The organism is Dactylosporangium sp. NPDC049140, assembly GCF_040648435.1.
Genome location: NZ_JBEZDS010000008.1, coordinates 117814 through 134733, shown reverse-complemented (window position 1 = coordinate 134733; position 16920 = coordinate 117814). Strand labels below are relative to the sequence as shown.

Genomic DNA, 16920 nt, shown 5'->3' with positions numbered 1-16920 from the left:
ATAGCTTAGAGGTCTCCTTATTATAATCGACTTCTATCAAGTAGAAGTGACCTTTACTTAACGGAGGTTGTCGATGGTGACGGAGCACGAAGACCGCGGCTCGACCGCGATGCTCGGTGGTGCCGCGCTGTGTTTTTTCGTACTGATCCTGTTCCAGAACGTCCTGCGCGGCGTTCTCGGACCAACCGCGAAAGCCTCCACATCGGACATTTCAGTGTTGCTGCACGAACACGCATGGTCGGTCCACCTCATGGTGGTCACCTACCTCGTGGGACTGCCCGCGCTGTTGTGGTTCAGCACGAACATCGGGGCGTGGTGCGCGCGGCGTAACCCAGCGGCCGCCGCGTGGGGCCGGCTCGGCGCCGCGTCGGCGATCGTTGTCGCCGTGCTGTTCGGGATCATCAACGTCGTACAGCTGACGATGGTCGCGGCGCGCGACCAGCTCTCGGCCGATCCGACCTTGGCCGGCCTCGTCTGGACATTCCACAATGGAGTGTTCACGGTGAACATGGCCGGCGTCGGTCTCGCACTGCTCGGCCTGGGGCGCGCGGCCGTCCTCGCGCGTCTGGTCCCGCGGTGGCTCTCGCCCGTCGTGGCTGTCGGCGCGGTGCTGCTGGTCGTCGCCGCCGTGCCGGCGGTCGCCGTCACCACCGGGTCGCCGTGGATCGGCCTTGGGTACGCCGGGTTTGTCGTGTGGCTGCTGTTCCTCGCGATGGCCGGCGTCGCGCTGCTGCGCGGACCGCGGGCCGTCGCGAGCGAATCGGCCGGATCGCTCCCGGACGCGTCAGCGAGTGGGGCTGGCGCCGGGCCGCGACGTGCGGAGACGATCAGCCGCGCCAGACGGCCGTGACGCCGCCGCCGATCTTCGTGAGTCGAGGACCCGGTGCGGTTGCGGTGTCCACGAGCATCGGCTTGCGCGGGCCCGCGACGACACCGTTGACGGTGCCGTAGCCGATATGCGTGGTGACAAGGCTGGGGAGCTGGTGCTCGGCGATGAGCCGGAGCGTCGTGCGGATCTGTGTGTCGGCGAACTCGGCGCCCAGGCAGCGGCGCGGCCCCAGCCCGAACGGGAGGAACTCGTACGGTTTGGACGCCTGGTCGGGCCGGGTCCAACGGCTCGGCCGGTAGAGCGCCGGCTCCGGGTATACCGCCGGGTTGCGGTGCTCCAGAAGCGCCGAGACGAACACCAGCGCGCCTGCGGGGATCGCCGTCTCGCCGACCGTCACCGGTGCGACGGCCCGGCGCGGCAGCGTGATCGGCACGACCGGCATGATCCGCTGTGCCTCCTTGACCGCTGCGTCCAGTTGCACCGGGTCGGTCGGGTCGGTCGTCTCGGCACCGTCCGGGTCGGGGCTGCCCAGCAGCGGGAGCAGCGACGCGGTCAACGTCATCGCGGTGGTCTCGAATCCGGCCGAGAAGAAGCCGTGCAGTTCGCCGACGATCTCGTCGGTGGTGAGCCTGTCGCCGGACTCGTCCGTGGTGTGGCACAGGATCGACAGCGCGTCGGCCCGCGGCGCCTCGGCGCGGCGCTGCTCAATGAGCACGGCGAGCCGCTCGTACGCCCAGGCAACCCGACGCAGCCACCGTCCATAGGGGGACCAGCTCAGGTCGCGCTTCCAGGCGACCACGCCGGGGCTGAGCGCGTCGCCGCCGAGCCGGACGATAACGTCGGCCAACTCGCCGAGTTCGTCGGTCGGCTCGAGGCCGAGCAGGCAGCGCAGCATGTTCGCCTTCGAGATGCGCAGGAACTCGGCCCGCGCGTCGAACACGCCCCGCTCGGCGTCCGGACCGAAACGCGACTCGGCGAAGGTCTGCGCGAACACGTCGGTGTAGTGCGCGATCGCGGTGCGGTGGACGGCCGGCATGAGCAGCTTGCGGCGCCGGGTGTGCTCGGATCCGTTGGCGGTGATCACTGCCTCGAACATCCGCGACCATGCGTTGCCGGGCGGGAGGTCGAGCACCCCATCGGGCCGGTGGAACGTCTCATTGTCGGTGAACATCTGCCGTGCGGCCGCACGCCCGCGGAGCAGGACCACAGACCCGCAGCGGTCGGTGATCGGTACAACCGTCCCCGGGAAGCCCTCCATCCGCCGCAGCACATAGCGCGGACCGCGGGCGAAGAACGCCAGATTGTTGGCCATCTGCATGCCTCGCGGCCCGGCCGCGTCGACGCGCAGGGAGAGCTCGAAGAGCCGGGGTCGCTTGGCGGCTGGATTGGTCGAGGTCGCGGTCTCCGTCACGGCGGCTCACCCTCAGCGTCGTCGAGACGCCCATTCTCGCCGACCGTCACCAGCCGAAGCCATCGGGTGATCGGCGCGACAGATTGATGCGGATCGGGGTTTCAAGAAACGGCTTTGGAACAATCCGACACCCGATGATCTTGCAGGGGCTGGACCGAACCGGTGACCAGGCGTACGGCGACCCGCCGCTCGTCAGGGTGGGTTGCGCGGCGGCCCGGGCGATCGTCACCTTCGTCGACGGCGCCACCGCGAGCGCGGCAACCGGCTGCTTGCCCCGCATGACGTCGTAGCACTCGCCAACCGATCGGCCGAAGGGTTGACGGACATGGGCCCTTTCGGCGTGCCCGTGTAGCCGTTCGGACGATGCTGTCAAGTACCTCTGCGGTCGCGCAAGACGCCGGATATACACGACGTGACGGCAATTAGAGCACTATCAACATCATTATGGGGAAAACGGGGGAACGCAGTGTTCGAAAAGATACACATCCGGAGACCTTCTCGAGCCATCGCGGTTGCAAGTCTGGCCGCGGCCTGCGCGACGGCGCTCGTCGGGGTGTCCGCCTCGCCGGCGAACGCGTCAGCGTCGAGGCACACGCCGCACTTCGCCGAGATCGACCAGGTCTCCAACCAGCCAGGCAAGGCCAACATCACTGACCCCGACGCGGTCAACTCCTGGGGTCTGGCCCTGTCGCCGACCGGACCGCTGTGGGTCGCGAACAACGGCACGAACACGGCGACCATCTACCAGGGCGGTGTCCGCGGCGCCGCCGTCACCAAGGCCGGGCTGACGGTCACAATCCCGGGCGGAGCGCCGACCGGCCAGGCGTTCAACGACACCAACGACTTCGCGATCAAAGTCGGCCGCAAGTCAGCACCGGCAACCTTCCTGTTCGTGAGCGAAGACGGCGACCTGACCGCATGGAGCAGCAAGGTCTCCGGTACGACCGCCTCTCTGGTCGCCCACGTCGACGGCGCGGTGTTCAAGGGCCTCGCCCTGGTGCACACCAGGTTCGGACCGTTCCTGCTCGCCACTGACTTCGTCGGCGGTCGCATCGTCGTGTTCGACAAGCACTTCCGACCGGTCAAGCTGCCCAAGAACGTGTTCCACGACCCGAACCTGCCCAAGGGGTACGCGCCGTTCAACGTCCACGCCGAAGGCGACCACATCTTCGTCACCTATGCCCTGCAGCAGGCCGGCTCGGACGACGAGGCGCACGGCCCCGGCCTCGGTATCGTCGACGAGTTCACCAACCTCGGCACCAAGGTCAAGCGCATCGCCTCAAACGGCGCGCTCAACGCACCGTGGGGCCTTACCATCGCGCCCCTCGGCTTCGGCGAGTTCACCGGAGCGCTCCTGGTCGGAAACTTCGGCGACGGACGCATCAACGTGTTCCGCGGTGACCGCTTCCTCGGGCAACTGCGTGACACCAAGAACCAGCCCATCACCATCGACGGGCTGTGGGCACTGCTGCCCGGCACCGCGTCGACCGGTGGTCTTGGGACGCTGTGGTTCAGCGCCGGGCCCGACGACGAAGCCAACGGCCTCGTCGGCCAGCTGATCCCGACCGGCTGAGCCCCGCGCCGACGCCGCATGGCATTTGCGTCTCCGCGTACCGTCGGTCGTCACCAGTGAAGCCGTGGAGCCCGCGCCGCCAGACCCTGGCGCGGGGGCCCCACGGCTCATGTCGGGAAGTCGTTCGCCGCTGCCGATCACCACCAAGATCGGGTCCCGCTCATGCCGCCGAGCGGAGCGCAAGTCCGGCGAGTTCGTCACGCCGCCGCGTGATGAGCGCCCGACGCCGGGCGACGCGCGGATCCAGCCGAGAAGAGTGCGTCGGAGAAGAGCAGGTCATGGGCGGAACGACGGCCGACGCCGAGCGGAACGCGGCGAGCAGGGCGCGTTCGCGTTGCGGGCTGAGGCCGGCCCTGCGCGGCCGGTCGAGCCCCTCTGCCCGTTCGTAGGCGAAGATGTCGGTGACCAGTTCGACCGGGACGCCTAGTTCACCCGGGCCTTCGCTCGACCGCACCGCGGTTGGCCAGGCAGCACCGGGTTCCGCGGTGGCGACAGTTCGCCTCGGCCGGGCAGGCGCCGACCGGCGAGCACGGTAGGTCACCTTCCGGCCGCCTCCACGACGATCTTTCCGGCCGCCGAATCCGACGGATGTCAGATGGCCGGACCATCCAGTTCGCTACGGGTCAGCGCACGGCGCCAACCGAGCAAGATCCAGACTGGGCGGCACGGACGGATCCCAACCAGCACCGACCGACCTGGACCATTGCGAAACAGCGGATCCCTTTCGGAACACAACAGTCCACTGTGGACGAAAAACAAGAGGCGGTTGATCTGCGTTTCCGCAGGTCAACCGCCTCTTGATGTTGCGCGCCCGAAGGGACTCGAACCCCTAACCTTCTGATCCGTAGTCAGATGCTCTATCCGTTGAGCTACGGGCGCTCGGTGCTTGCCTAGTGTACACACCAGGTTTTGCGCGGAGGCTCCGGGATTCGAACCCGGGATGGGCTTTAAGACCCAAACCGCATTAGCAGTGCGGCGCCATAGACCGAACTAGGCGAAGCCTCCAGCAATCCCCGTCACCGGGGGCCGCCGTACGAGGATACAGGCCGCCCGACTTGCCCGGCAAAGCGGGTACGCCATTAGGCGCCGCGAGCGCAGAACGGGTGCTCAGGGCGGTTCGCCATTACGCTCGTGCAGATGGGAGAGGACGCAACGCCGCCGCCGCGTCGGAAGAGCGAAGACCCGGATACGGTACCGCGGAAAATCCGGGTCCTCGGCGACACGGCGCTCCGGTTCGAGCCGCCTCCGGCGGACACGCCCGACGAGGACACGCCGAAGGCTCCGCCACGGCCGCGCACCCCGGCCGCGACGACGCCGTTCGCTCCGGCGGCCCCGACCGTGGCCTCGACCCCGTTGCCGGCGACCCCTCCACGCCCGCCCGCGCCGGAGCCGGCCCCCGCACCCCCGGCGCCGAAGGTCACTCCGACCAAGGTCACGCCGCCCAAGGTCACACCGGCGAAGGTCGCGCCGGCCAAGGTCACACCGGCGAAGAAGGCCCCCGCGAAGAAGGCCGCCCCGGCCCCGGTCGAGGTCGCGCAGACCGCCCCCGCCAAGAAGACGGCCCCGGCCAAGAAGGCGACCCCCGCGAAAAAGGCGACCAAGGCAACGACCCCAGAGCCCGCCAAGAAGACCGCCGCCAAAAAAGCCGCAGTGACAAAGGCCACTCCACCGGCGGCCCTCAAGGAGCCCCGACCCCCGGTGATCGTCGAGTCGCCCTCCGTGGAGCCGGCCCCGACCCTTTCAGTTGGTGAACAAACTCTCATCTCGGCCCATCTCCCCGAAACCCTGGCGCTCGCCGCCGTCGACCACCTCGGCGCGGGCGCCCGCCAGCGCGTCGCCTGGTACCGGTTCACCTACCCCGACGCGAACGGCGACGCCCTGTCACGGGCCATCACGCACGAGTTCGTCCGCCGCGCCCGCCGTCAGGGATTCGCCGCCGGCCTGGTCGGCCCGGCCGGCCTGGTGGTCGAGGCGGCCGGCGTCGCCTGGCTCCAGGCCAAGCTGGTGCTCCACCTCGCCGCCGCCTACGGGCACGACCCCGAGGACCGCCGCCGCGCCGCCGAGCTCCTGGTGCTGCAGCGGGTCCACGGCACCGTCGAGACCGCCGAGGAGGCGGTGCGGGCGGCCGAGCGGCGGGACCCCGGGCGCGCCACCACCGCCCCGCTGGCCCGGATGGCCGGCGCCGGCCTGCTGCGTGCGGCCGCGGCCCGGCTCGCGCGGCGGTTCGTCCCGGGCGCGGGCATGGTCGTGGGCTCGGTCACGGCGGCGCGCAGCACGGAACGTTTGGCGGCGCGTGCGGTGCAGTACTACCGGGGGTTCAAACCCTGAGAACACCCTGAACCCGGGCTGGCGCGCCCGGGGTAGAACTGGGGTGTACGGGAGCGAGGAGTGCCGTCGTGGACAGCAACCGGAAACGAACCGGCAACGTCTTGGTCACTGTGGAAGCCAATACGGCCCCGGGCAGGGGACGCCAACGTGAACTGGGCTTATGTATAGTCTCGCCCTGTGTCGCTCCCCTCTGGCGCTATCGAATCTGACGCCGCCGACGTGAACGATATTGACATCGATGCATTCCCCAGTGACCCGGAACCGGTGAACGGGAAGGCCGCCGTGGTCGCCGTCGGAGCCATCGACGAGGCCGTTCCGGAGGCATCCACCGGGATCGAGCCGGAGGAAGCCCCGGCCGCCACCCCCAAATGGCGGTCGTGGATCCGTCCGTGGATGCAGCCCTGGCTGCGCTCGCTGAAGGTGGCCTCGGGCGTGTGGCTCGCGGCCGGCATCGCCTACGTCTTCGTCACGTTCTACGCCTGGCGGTTCCTGCCCACCCGGATCCCGGGGATCAGTGATCTGCTGGGCACCTGGTACCAGTACGACACGATCTTCTACGTCCGGATAGCCGAGGACGGGTACAAGTTCTACGACTACGCGCCGGCGTTCTATCCGCTGTACCCGGGCATGATCAAGGCGCTCAATCCGATCTTCCCGGGCGGCGCCTTCCCGGCGGCGATGGCGATCAGCGTCTTCTTCGCCCTCGTCACGCTGGTGATGCTGCACCGGCTGGTCGACGAGGAGTTCGGCGCGGAGGTCGCGAGCCGCACGACGCTCTACCTCGCCGCCTTCCCGATGGGCTTCTTCCTGTTCGCGGCCTACAACGAGTCGCTCTACATCGCGCTGGTGCTCATCTCGCTCTACGCCGCGCGCAAGGGTCACTTCTGGGTCGCCAACATCGCCGCCGCGCTTGCGGGCGGGACACGGCTCTTCGGCCTGCTCCTGGCCGCGCCGATCGCCTGGGAGTACATGCGCCAGCGCGGCTGGAGCGTGCGCAAGATCCGCTGGGACGCGCTCGGCTTCCTGCTGATCCCCACCGGCCTCATCGCATTCTCGGCCTTCCTCTACCGGGTGACCGGCGACTGGCTGGCGTTCAGCCACGCCCAGAGCGGCTGGCACCGTAAATACGGATGGCCCGGCGAGCCGATCTGGAAGACGATCAAGCTGCTCAACGACAAGCCGTACCTGCAGGACTGGCGCCTGCTCGGGCTGTTCAACGTCGTCTCGGTGCTCGGCGCGATCGCGCTGCTGCTGTTCGCCTTGCGCCGCAAGAGCCGCTTCGGCTTCCGTTCGGACCAGAACTACCTGCTGGTGTACGCGGCCGTGCCGATCCTGCTGTTCATCTGCACCGAGGCCGGCTGGCCCAACTATCTGATCTCCGCCCCGCGCATCGCGATGGAGTGGTTCCCGGCCTTCGTCATCCTGGCCATGCTCGGCCGGAGCCGCAACGTCGAGCGCATATACCTGTTCCTGGCTCTCATGGCCCAGGGCCTGTTCCTGGCGCAGATCCTGCTGAAGGTCCAGTTCGTGGCCTGACCCGGGCGGGTCAGGGAATCGTCGGAGGCTGCGGGCCGATCGCCACGGTGGTCCAGGCCCGCGCCACCGAGCCGTCCCCGAACTCGATCATCCCGAGGTACCGCTTGCCGGGCGCCAGCCCCTGCCAGTTCACGTCGAAGTGCAGGGTGTAGCCGGGCGCGACCGGCCGCGTCTTCGGCGTCACGGTCAGGTTGCCGGTGAGCGGGGCGCCGACCACGAACAGGTGCGCCTTGACCAGCTGCTCGTTCAGCCGCGGCGGCAGCGCGAACTGCACGACGTACACCTGGAACACCCCGGAACCGCCGGTCAGCGGCACCTCCTCGTCGGAGGTGGTGCCGTCGCTGCGGCCGACGAGCCGGGCGCACCGCGATGGGGCTGCGCACCGCGTGCCCGCGCAGGTCCGTCCAGGCCCAGGAACGCCGGGGTGCTGATCGTCTCCACGATGCGCCGCTCGTTCTTCCAGATCTGCCGCACCCCAGGGTCGCGGCGGACCCGCTCGCGCTGCTGGGGCGTCAGGGCGGCGGCGAAGCCGTTGAAGACGGTCTCGTAGTCCACCACGGGGGTGCCGATCCCGGCCCGCCGCAGGACCGACTCCCGGTTCGCGCGCACGGCGGCGCGAGCGCTCTCGGTGCGCAGCGCCGGGTCCCCGGCCAGCTGCACGATGTAGAGCGTCGTGTCGGATTTGCCGAAGCCGGCGACGGTACGGCGAACGCGGTGGTCAGCACCAGGGTGATGACGAGAAGGATTCGGCCCACGAAGCCAGGCCAATTGTCCGGATTTGCCCTAACTCAGGAAACCGAGATGATCCTTGAGCAGCGCGTACCCGACGAACGACACGATGTCGAGGATCGAGTGGGCCACGATCAACGGCATGACCCGCCGCGTCCGGCGGAAGAAGTACCCGAACACGAGCCCCATCACGAGGTTGCCGACGAACCCGCCGAAGCCCTGGTACAGGTGGTACGAGCCGCGGATCACGGCGCTGGTGAGGATCGCCGTCCACCAGCCCAGCCGCAGGTCGCGCAGGCGCGTCAGGAGGTACGCGATCATCACGATCTCCTCGAGCACCCCGTTCTCGACGGCCGAGAGGATCAGGACCGGCACCGACCACCAGTGGGTCCCGAGCGCCTCGGGCACGATCTGGGCGCTGATGCCGAGCGCCCGGGCGGCCCAGACCAGCCCCAGCCCCGGCAGCCCGATGAGCGCGGCCAGCCCGGCCCCGGTCAGCAGATCGAAGCCGGGCCGCTTGACGTCCAGGCCGACCTCGAGCGGGTCATGGGCCCGGCGCAACAGGTGTACCGCGAGAAAGGCGGGCACGACGCCGAGCAGGATCCCGGCGAGCTGGTAGAGCAGGTCGAGCCACGGCCGATCGGCCACGACGGTCGGGTTCAGCGTCGCGGTCTGCTCGGACAGCGGCTTGACGTACGTCAGCCGGTTGATGATGTTGAGAATCGCGTAGATGGCCGAGCTGCCCAGCGAGACGCCGAGCACCAGGAGGATCTCGGCCCGGATCCCCCGCTTTTCGATCACGGCGCCACTGTACTGAAGAACTCTCGAAGCCCCGTCCGAGCACGGGCGGGCGGTCACCGCACCTTGACCGCCCGCCCGCGCTCAGACGCCACCGAAGGCGTCGTACTTGATCCGGATAGACGGAACCTGCATCTCGGCCAGGGTTCGCAGGGTCGCCCGCACCATCGTGGGCGAGCCGGAGACGAAGAAGTCGTGGTTACGCCACGGGCCGTAGCGGGCGACGATGTCCGATACGTTCCCGTGCTCGCCCGGGAAGTCCGGGTCGTCACTGGTCGTCGCCACCACCGACAGCCACGGGTAACGGGCCGCCAGCCGGTTGAGGCAGGCCAGGTCGTAGAGGTCGTCGCGGTCCTTGGCGCCGAAGAACACGTGCACCCAGCGGGTCCGGTTGGCGCGGGTCATCTCCTCGATGAGCGCCTTGATCGGCGCCAGCCCGGTGCCGCCGGCCACGCAGACGACGTCCCGGGTCGAGCGTCGGTCCAGCGTCATCTGGCCCATCGGGGCGCCCAGGCGGATCATGTCGCCGGGCCGCACCCGCCGGACCAGCGCCGAGGAGACCCAGCCGGCCCCCACCGCGCGGACGTGCAGGTCGAGCGAGCCGTCCTTGCGGGGCGCGTTCGCAATCGAGTACACCCGCCACAGCCGCGGCTGGTACTTCGTCTCGACGCTGACGTACTGCCCGGCCCGGTACTCCAGCGGCTGCATCGGCCGGCAGGTCAGCACGGCGATGTCCCGGCTGCGGCGCTCGTGGTAGAGCACCTCGGCGTGCCAGTAGGGCGGGTTGCTCGAGTCGGCCTCGGCCCCCGCGATCATGACCTCCGCGATCCTCGCGTAGGCGTCGCGCCAGGCCTGGTCGAACTCGATTGTCCACTGGCCGCCGCCGTACGTGCGCAGGGCCTCGACCAGTGCATCCCCGACGACCTCGTAGTGCTCTGGTTGCACGTGAAACTTGCGATGGTCCCGTCCGAGCGACTGAAGGTACTCGTCGAAGTTCTCCGGGTTGTCGACCGTCTGCACGGCGGTGACGATCGCGCCCAGCAGCCGGGAGCGCTGGACATCCATCTGGACCGGAAACAGGTCCCGCAGCTGCGGGTTGTTGAGGAACATGCGCGCGTAGAAGTAGCGGGCGAGCTTGTCCTGCTGCTCCTCGACGAGTGTCCAGCTCTCCTTCAGTAATCGCGACAGATTGCTCATCGGTGCCCTTCGCGGTCAAACGTCGGTGCCCTGGTGTAAATCAGGGTCACTACCTGCGAAGACCACGCATCGCACTGACTGTGCGACGACGGGTGTGCGGCGCCCATATTCCCCGCGACGCACCGGTCCTCGGCACTGGACAGGCGCGGCCACATCAGCCGAACGGCGGTGTCGCACCGACTGTCCGGCTGGTTGCGACGGCCGGTGCGACGGTGTGTTGGAGGCGCACGCAATCCTGGAGGTGTCCGTTGCCCACCCTGTCCGACCGCGAGGTCCTGACCGAACTCGACGAACACATGCAGAGCTTCGTCCGCCGCCAGGAGATGATGTTCGTCGCCACCGGCGAGCCGGACGACGGGCACGACTGCACGTTCGTCACCGGCGGCCCCGGCTTCGTTCGCGTACTGGGCGCGAATCGTCTCGCGTGGCCCGAGTTCGACGACCTGAGCCTTTCCACCCCGGTCTCCGACATTCAGCGCGATCCGCACATCAGCCTGTTGTTCGTCGACTTCGCCCGCGGCGCGATCGGGCTGCACGTCAGCGGCCAGGCGAAGGTCTTGGACGACGACGCCATGCGCCGGGCCTACCGCCGGCTGAACCTCGACCCCTTGCTCGACCTGGTCGCCGATCGTCGTCCGGCCCGCTGGATCACCGTTTACGTAGAGGAAGCGTTCCTCTCGGCGGCCGGCGAACTCGACTGAGCTTCCCCGCTCTAAACGTTACCTAAGCCCTTAAGAATCGCACGCATTCATTCACGTTCAACGAGACCTATAGGGGTTCACACCCGGCTCACCGCCACTCACACTGGGTGGATGGCGCTGAGCCGGGCCGTCGCATTTCCACACTTGTACCCGTACGATTCTTCGCTCCGCGGTCCCGCCAGCCCGCGGCATTTCGCGCACTTGGCTCGCGTCCATTCACGTGGCGATTGCACCAACCGCCCCTTGAAGGAGCAGCGATGACCAGCGATGTGGCAGACGACCGCAAGACCGCGCCGGCCCCCGCGCCCCGCCGGCTCAACGGGACCCGCCGGCCGAGCGAGGTGATGGCGGCGCTCGGCATCGTGCAGCTGGGCGACCCCATGCTCACCGCGGGGACCCGCCCGTTCGACCTGCCCGCGGAGCGCGACGAGGCGCTGCGCATCCTCGACCGCCTGACCGCCGTGGCCGACGCGGTGATGCGGGTGCACGACTTCAGCACCGGCGCGATGGGCCTGGCCGCGCCCCAGATCGGCGAGCCGCGCTCGATCGCGATCTTCCGCGCCCACGGCGCGCCCCAGCTGGCCCTGATCAACCCGCAGGTGATCGAGGTCGGCCCGGCCGCCCGCACCGAGTGGGAGGAGACGACCGAGGGCTGCCTGAGCTTCTTCGACTTCCGCTGCTCGCTGCGCCGCCCGCGCACCGCCGTGGTCAGCTACCGCACGCCGGCGGGCGACGAGCAGGTCGCCACCTTCGACCACGGCCGCCTGGCCCGCGACGTCCTGCACGAGGTCGACCACCTCAGCGGCATCCTGTGCGTGGACCACGTGGACCCGGGCGCCCCGGCCGTCTCGATGGCCTGACGACGGCCGTATTGCACGGCGGCGCCGCCCTTGCTCACACGGCTTGCACGGCCATTCACACGGCTTGCACGGCCGGCATGGCTTGCACGGCGATCGCCGGGCGGGGCACCACGCTCAGCAGCGACGGGCCGGTCAGCGCCGCCCGGTCGCCGAGGGCAGCGCGCAGCTCGGCGACGCCGACGTGTCGCAGCGACGGCGCCCACGTGTGGGCGAGGTCGGAGCGCATCATCGGGGCGACGTTGAGCACCGCGCAGCCGGCCACGTGGGCGCTCGCCACGCCGACGGCCGAGTCCTCCACGGCGACGCAGTCCGCGGCGGCGACGCCGAGGGCGTCCATCGCGGCGAGGTACGGCGCCGGGTCGGGCTTGGGCCGGTGCCCGTCGTCGCCGCACACGACCGTGTCGAACGCGCCCGGGCCGGCCTCGCGCAGCACGTACCGGACGAGTTCGCGATAGGTCGAGGTGACAAGCGCCACCCGCAGGCCCGCGGCGCGCGCCGTGGCCAGCAGCGCCCGGGCGCCGGGCAGCCAGTGCACGCCGCGCGCGTACGCCTCGTGGACCCGGCGCTGCACGAACGCCACGTCGCCGGGCACGTCGAGGCCGCGCCAGCCGTAGTACCGGTGGATACGGTGCATCGCCACCGTCGCGTCGAGCCCGCTCAGGCTGCGCAGCAGCTCATCGGTGACCTCAGCGCGGCGGGAGCGCACCAAGGCCGTGTTGGCCGCGGCCCAGATGGGCTCGCTGTCGATGAGCGTGCCGTCGAGGTCGAATAAGACCGCTTCCGCCACGCGCGCCATCGTAGCGACGACTCCGGCGCGGTCTCACGCGGTGTACACCTTTTTCACGCCCACGGTGTACGGAAGGTAGTCGCACCCTGCGCGCACGGTGTCACTCAGAACGCGCGCTCCCGCGGCGTCAGGCCGAGAGCCGGTGGGCCGACGGGGGCACGAACGGCGGGTCCGGCCAGTCGTCGGTGTCCTCCACGGCGCCCTCGGGCCGGCTGCCCCGGAATCGCCACTCGAGCCGGTAGTAGTCGTGCAGCGTGGCCGCCTCCGTGTGCCAGGAGAAGACCGCGCGCCCGTCCTCGGAGAGCCCCTGCGTGATCGGCGTGCGCAGCGGCACCTCCTCGGCCGACAGCGACGTCTGCACGCCCCAGACCACCGGGCGCATGCGCGCCGGGAACTCGACCTCGACCGTGAGGTGGCGGGTGGGCAGGCGGATGGCCCGTTCGAACCAGTTGCCCCACTTGTCGATGCTGATGTGCCACGAGTACGCGATCGTCGTGCGCTGCCCGGGGTACAACGGGAAACGCCCTTGCGCGTTCTCGAAGAGCAGCCACAGCTCCTTGAGGGTGTCGCGGTCGGTCTTGGCCCGCCACTCCATGGGCTCGCCGGCGCACGAGGCGACGAGCGAGAGCTCCTCGAGGGAGAGCGGGTGGTCGTGGTGGTGGCGGTTGGAGCGGGCGGGGTCCTCCGGGTAGCGGTCGACCGCGATCCGGACGAGGTACCGGGTGATCGGCTCCGTGCCGGCGTTGTACAGCGCGCGGCGGACCGTGCAGCGGTACTTCCCGTCGACGTAGGACAGGCGTGCCGTCTCACGCTCGACCACGAGCCCCGTGCCCGGAGGCAGCCACTGGTCCGGCACCGGCGGGTCGCGGCCGGGCACGCCCACGCGGCTGCGCGCGGTCGCCCGCAGCTCGTCGTACTCCTTGTACCGCTGCCAGACCGACCCGCCGCTCTGCAGGATCGCCTCGGCGCGCCGGGCGAAGTCCTCGGTCGGGCGGTGCCGGGCGGCCTCCACGTGGCTGACGTACGACGCGTCGAAGCCCATGGCGGCGGCCAGCTGCTTCTTGGACATGCCACGCTCGACGCGCCACCGCGCGAACTCTGCGACGAACGCCTCCGCCGCCCGCTGCACGGGAGATGGGTCGCTCGTAGTCATGTCCGGTCCAGCCCTACAGGGAGACGGCCCCTGTCCGGTTAGTGTCCACGAGTCCGGCTGTTGACCAGGTCCGCCGGACAGATTCCTGACAAAATGGTTGACAACACCGCCGGATCGGTCTTGATCAACCCGTTTCGGTCACCACGCGCCATCACCCTCGTGACACAACGTTACGACATGCCGGCCGCCGTAAGCCGACAAGGTTAACCTGGTTAGGCTTACCTAATAGCTGTATCGTGGGCGCTTGGTAGGCACTTCTGGGGGTACGCAACGGTGGTGAGCAGCATCAGCACGTACGGTACGAGCTCCGCGCCGCGGTGCCCGCTCATCGTGCCCGCCACCGGAAACGGCGACCGAACGTGACCGCGCTCATCAGCCGCGAGGGTGTCGAACCCCTCCGGCCGGTCGTCGCCACGCTGGCCGCGCTGCGGAATCGGCACGGTGAAGATTCACTCCAGGGGCTGGTGCCCGATCTTGTCGGCACCGGCGGCCCCGGGTGGCGCTCCGCGGCCGACCTCGACGTGACCGAGCTGCTCGACACCGCCGCCCGGCGCTGGAGCGCGCAGCCGCACGCGGCCGCCGCGCTCGCGTGGAAGTGCTACTCGTACTGGTGCGCGCTGCCCGCGGTGCTCGGCTTCGCCGCCTCGCGCCGCGTCCCGCTCATGACGCCCGACCACGTGCTTGTGCGGTACCGCGAACCCCGGCCCTTTCTCACGCTCGCCCTGCGCTCCCCGGTGACGGCGGTGCTGGCCACCGACCCGATCGTGGCCACCGACGCGCCCGGGCTGCTCATCGTCGAGGACGAGGACGAGCTGCTCGGGGTGCTGCGCCGCTCGCTTGTCGACGCGCACCTCGACCCGTTGCTGGAGGAGTTCCGCAAGCGGGCCCGCCTCGGGCGGCGGACGCTGTGGGGCTCGGTCGCCTCGGGCGTGGCCTACGGCCTGTCCCGCGCCGCCGACTCCCTGCCGGGCCCGACGATGGACATCGCGGCCCGGCTGCTGACCGCCTTGGACGCCGATGACCTGGTGGAGCTCACCCCGCGCGAGGGCGGCGGGCTGAACATCCAGCGCCGCACGTGCTGCCTGGCCTTCACGCTGCCCACGCCCAAGGTCTGCACGACCTGTTGCATTAGATGAGCGGGGTTTCGCGGACGGCACCCCCTGGGTAGACCACGTAGGTTGAAACCCATCAGCGAGTCGATCTCCGCCACCCATGCCGGGCGCATCCGCCCGGGCGACCACCTGTGCTTACCGTTCGCCAGCGACGCCGAGCAGCGGGAGGTCGTCTCCGCGTTCATCGCGGACGGGCTCCGGCGGGGTGAGCGCGTGCTGTACTTCTCCGACCGCACGAACTCCGGCGCGCTGGACGCCTGGCTCGGCCCCCGCGGTGTCGACGGCGCGCTCGCGATCGCCCGGGGCCAGCTCGAGGTCCGCGCGGCCGACGGGAGCGACGCCGGCTTCGACCCGGCCGAGGTGCTCTCCGGCATCCGGCTCGCGGTGCGCGAGGCGCGCGCGGCCGGCTTCCAGGGCCTGCGGCTCACCGGCGAGATGAGCTGGACGCTGCGCGGGGTGCCGGGAACCACCAAGCTGCACGAGTACGAGTCGGGGGTCTCCTCGACCGTCGTGGACTCGGCGGATCTGGCCGCGGTGTGCCAGTACGACGAACGGCTCTTCGAGCGGGCCGACCTCGCCGGCCTCGTGTCCGTGCACCACGGTGTGGTCTGCATCGACCCGCTGCACGACGACCGCCGGCTGCGGATCGTGCCGGCCTACTCCCCGCGCGGGCTGCGCATCGCCGGCGTCGTTGACGACTCCACCGCCGCCCCGCTCGCCGACGCGCTGGCGCGGGCGGCCGACTGGCCCACCGGGGAGCCGCTGCTCGTGCTCGACCTCGCCGAGCTCACCTTCATCGACGTGGCCGGCATCCGCGCGCTGGTGCGTTTCGCCGAGTCGGTCGCGCCCGAGCGCCGGGTGCAGGTGCGCCACATGCCCGCCTCGATGCGCAAGGTTCTGCACATCGCGCGCTGGTCGCTGCCGGAAGTGGACGAGTCGCCGTGAGCCTCATCCACCAGGCCCTCGTGTTCGACTCGGCCACGGTCTTCCTCGCGGCGGCCGTGCCGTTCGTGGCCGAGGGCGTGCACCGCGGCGACTCGGTGCTGGCCGTCACGTCCGACGAGAACGAGACGCTGCTGCGCGAGGAGCTCGGCGCCGACGCCGGCCGGGTGACCTTCCTGCCCGCCTCGGGCTGGTTCGACTCTCCCGGCCGCACGCTCGACGCCCACCACCGGCGCATCGACGCGCTGCCGAACCCGACCGGGCTCCTGCGGGTGCTCGGCGAGCCGGTCTGGGCCGGGCGGGACTCGCTGGAGACGTCGGAGTGGGGGCGGTACGAGTCGGTCATGAACGTCGCCCTGGCCGACGCGCGGGCTTGGCTGATGTGCGGGTACGACACCCGGTCCCTGCCGGCCGCGATCGTCGACGACGCCCGGCGTACCCATCCGGCGCTCGCGGTCGGGCCGCAGAGCGAGGTCAGCTCCGCCTACGCCGACCCGGCCTCCTACTACGCGGCGCAGAACCAGTCCCTGATGGAGCGCCCGGCCCACGACGTCGAACTGCTGCCGGAATTCACGGAGATGGCGGCGGTACGGCAGTTCGTCGCCGACCACGCGGTGAGCCTCGGCGTGCCGGCCGAACGCCTCGACGACTTCACCCTCGCCGTGAACGAGGTCGCCACGAACGCCATCCGCCACGGCGCCGGCCGGGGCGAGGTGCGGCTGTGGGCGACCGAGCGCCGGGTCATCTGCGAGATCGTCGACCGGGGCTCCGCCACGGACAACTTCCTCGGCTTCCTGCGCGCCGACCCCCAGGCCGGCCAGGGCCACGGGCTGTGGATCGCGCGCCAGATCTGCGACCTGCTCGAGATGCGGACCAACGGGCCGGGCACCACGGTCCGGCTGCACATACGGCGCGAATAGACACCATCAGCGGAGTCGGCCGGTTCGGGCGGGCGTACGGCGGA

At 70.0% G+C, this 16920-nt stretch carries 16 protein-coding genes, 2 tRNA genes and 1 pseudogene; 9 read left to right on the top strand and 10 right to left on the bottom strand.

What is annotated here, in order from left to right:
- Positions 1-73: 73 nt before the first annotated feature.
- A complete protein-coding gene (locus AB0B76_RS15835; protein WP_360375139.1) occupies positions 74-850 on the top strand; it encodes a DUF4386 family protein in 777 nt (258 codons plus the stop codon).
- Here AB0B76_RS15835 and AB0B76_RS15830 read toward each other — a convergent pair.
- Both AB0B76_RS15830 and AB0B76_RS15825 read right to left on the bottom strand, forming a co-directional pair.
- A complete protein-coding gene (locus tag AB0B76_RS15830; RefSeq protein ID WP_360375137.1) occupies positions 828-2240 on the bottom strand; it encodes a cytochrome P450 in 1413 nt (470 codons plus the stop codon). The two genes, AB0B76_RS15835 and AB0B76_RS15830, sit on opposite strands and share 23 nt — an antisense overlap.
- A gap of 46 nt (positions 2241-2286) precedes the next feature.
- Positions 2287-2520 (bottom strand): hypothetical protein, encoded by a 234-nt coding sequence (locus AB0B76_RS15825; RefSeq protein WP_360375135.1) that lies wholly within the window; start codon positions 2518-2520, stop codon positions 2287-2289.
- A 273-nt stretch (positions 2521-2793) separates the two neighbouring features.
- Here AB0B76_RS15825 and AB0B76_RS15820 point away from each other — a divergent pair, with 273 nt between their 5' ends.
- A complete protein-coding gene (locus AB0B76_RS15820) occupies positions 2794-3813 on the top strand; it encodes a TIGR03118 family protein (RefSeq protein ID WP_360375133.1) in 1020 nt (339 codons plus the stop codon).
- Between the two features lie 806 nt (positions 3814-4619).
- Here the strand turns inward: AB0B76_RS15820 and AB0B76_RS15815 are convergent.
- Positions 4620-4692, bottom strand: a tRNA-Arg gene (locus AB0B76_RS15815).
- A gap of 35 nt (positions 4693-4727) precedes the next feature.
- Positions 4728-4818 (bottom strand) — tRNA-Ser (locus AB0B76_RS15810).
- Positions 4819-4950: 132 nt separating this feature from the next.
- Here AB0B76_RS15810 and AB0B76_RS15805 point away from each other — a divergent pair.
- Both AB0B76_RS15805 and AB0B76_RS15800 read left to right on the top strand, forming a co-directional pair.
- Positions 4951-6141: a hypothetical protein gene (locus AB0B76_RS15805; protein WP_360375131.1), complete on the top strand. Its 1191-nt coding sequence runs from the start codon at positions 4951-4953 to the stop codon at positions 6139-6141.
- Positions 6142-6423: 282 nt separating this feature from the next.
- Positions 6424-7677 carry a mannosyltransferase family protein gene (locus tag AB0B76_RS15800; protein WP_360375129.1) on the top strand — a complete coding sequence of 418 codons (1254 nt, stop codon included), beginning with the start codon at positions 6424-6426 and terminating at the stop codon, positions 7675-7677.
- 10 nt (positions 7678-7687) lie between these two features.
- Here AB0B76_RS15800 and AB0B76_RS15795 read toward each other — a convergent pair whose 3' ends face one another.
- The 4 genes from AB0B76_RS15795 to AB0B76_RS15780 all read right to left on the bottom strand — a co-directional run bounded on the left by AB0B76_RS15795 (position 7688) and on the right by AB0B76_RS15780 (position 10401).
- Positions 7688-7993, bottom strand: a complete 306-nt coding sequence (locus AB0B76_RS15795) for a hypothetical protein (protein WP_360375127.1) — start codon at positions 7991-7993, stop codon at positions 7688-7690.
- On the bottom strand, positions 7984-8337 hold the full coding sequence (locus AB0B76_RS15790) for a protease inhibitor I9 family protein (protein ID WP_360375125.1): 354 nt from the start codon (positions 8335-8337) through the stop codon (positions 7984-7986). The genes AB0B76_RS15795 and AB0B76_RS15790 overlap by 10 nt, the downstream gene beginning before the upstream one ends.
- A 123-nt stretch (positions 8338-8460) precedes the next feature.
- On the bottom strand, positions 8461-9207 hold the full coding sequence (locus AB0B76_RS15785; RefSeq protein ID WP_360375123.1) for a CPBP family intramembrane glutamic endopeptidase: 747 nt from the start codon (positions 9205-9207) through the stop codon (positions 8461-8463).
- An 81-nt stretch (positions 9208-9288) separates the two neighbouring features.
- Positions 9289-10401 carry a globin domain-containing protein gene (locus AB0B76_RS15780; protein WP_360375121.1) on the bottom strand — a complete coding sequence of 371 codons (1113 nt, stop codon included), beginning with the start codon at positions 10399-10401 and terminating at the stop codon, positions 9289-9291.
- A gap of 80 nt (positions 10402-10481) precedes the next feature.
- Between AB0B76_RS15780 and AB0B76_RS15775 the strand changes: the two genes are divergently transcribed.
- Together AB0B76_RS15775 and AB0B76_RS15770 are read left to right on the top strand one after the other, a co-directional pair.
- Positions 10482-11102 (top strand): pyridoxamine 5'-phosphate oxidase family protein, encoded by a 621-nt coding sequence (locus AB0B76_RS15775; protein ID WP_360375119.1) that lies wholly within the window; start codon positions 10482-10484, stop codon positions 11100-11102.
- Between the two features lie 257 nt (positions 11103-11359).
- Complete coding sequence (locus AB0B76_RS15770; RefSeq protein WP_360375117.1) at positions 11360-11962, top strand: peptide deformylase; 603 nt, start codon at positions 11360-11362, stop codon at positions 11960-11962.
- A 55-nt stretch (positions 11963-12017) separates the two neighbouring features.
- Here AB0B76_RS15770 and AB0B76_RS15765 read toward each other — a convergent pair whose 3' ends face one another.
- On the bottom strand, positions 12018-12749 hold the full coding sequence (locus AB0B76_RS15765) for an HAD family phosphatase (RefSeq protein ID WP_360375115.1): 732 nt from the start codon (positions 12747-12749) through the stop codon (positions 12018-12020).
- A gap of 199 nt (positions 12750-12948) precedes the next feature.
- Positions 12949-13902, bottom strand: a pseudogene (locus AB0B76_RS15760) (helix-turn-helix transcriptional regulator); the annotation flags it as partial.
- Between the two features lie 359 nt (positions 13903-14261).
- On the opposite strand from AB0B76_RS15760, the gene AB0B76_RS15755 reads away from it, so the two are divergent.
- The 3 genes from AB0B76_RS15755 to AB0B76_RS15745 are packed head-to-tail and all read left to right on the top strand — an operon-like array spanning position 14262 to position 16876.
- On the top strand, positions 14262-15038 hold the full coding sequence (locus tag AB0B76_RS15755; RefSeq protein WP_360375113.1) for a hypothetical protein: 777 nt from the start codon (positions 14262-14264) through the stop codon (positions 15036-15038).
- A 42-nt stretch (positions 15039-15080) separates the two neighbouring features.
- Entirely contained in the window at positions 15081-15959 is an 879-nt protein-coding gene (locus AB0B76_RS15750; RefSeq protein ID WP_360375111.1) for an MEDS domain-containing protein, read from the top strand.
- A complete protein-coding gene (locus AB0B76_RS15745) occupies positions 15956-16876 on the top strand; it encodes a sensor histidine kinase (RefSeq protein WP_360375109.1) in 921 nt (306 codons plus the stop codon). Before AB0B76_RS15750 ends, AB0B76_RS15745 begins: the two co-directional genes overlap by 4 nt.
- The last annotated feature ends 44 nt before the right edge of the window (positions 16877-16920 follow it).

Bases quoted from the DNA above. Each gene is read 5' to 3' on its own strand.
- AB0B76_RS15780 (WP_360375121.1), bottom strand. From the start codon at position 10,401: ATGAGCAATCTGTCGCGATTACTGAAGGAGAGCTGGACACTCGTCGAG.
- AB0B76_RS15835 (WP_360375139.1), top strand. From the start codon at position 74: ATGGTGACGGAGCACGAAGACCGCGGCTCGACCGCGATGCTCGGTGGT.
- AB0B76_RS15770 (WP_360375117.1), top strand. From the start codon at position 11,360: ATGACCAGCGATGTGGCAGACGACCGCAAGACCGCGCCGGCCCCCGCG.
- AB0B76_RS15805 (WP_360375131.1), top strand. From the start codon at position 4,951: ATGGGAGAGGACGCAACGCCGCCGCCGCGTCGGAAGAGCGAAGACCCG.
- AB0B76_RS15825 (WP_360375135.1), bottom strand. From the start codon at position 2,520: ATGCGGGGCAAGCAGCCGGTTGCCGCGCTCGCGGTGGCGCCGTCGACG.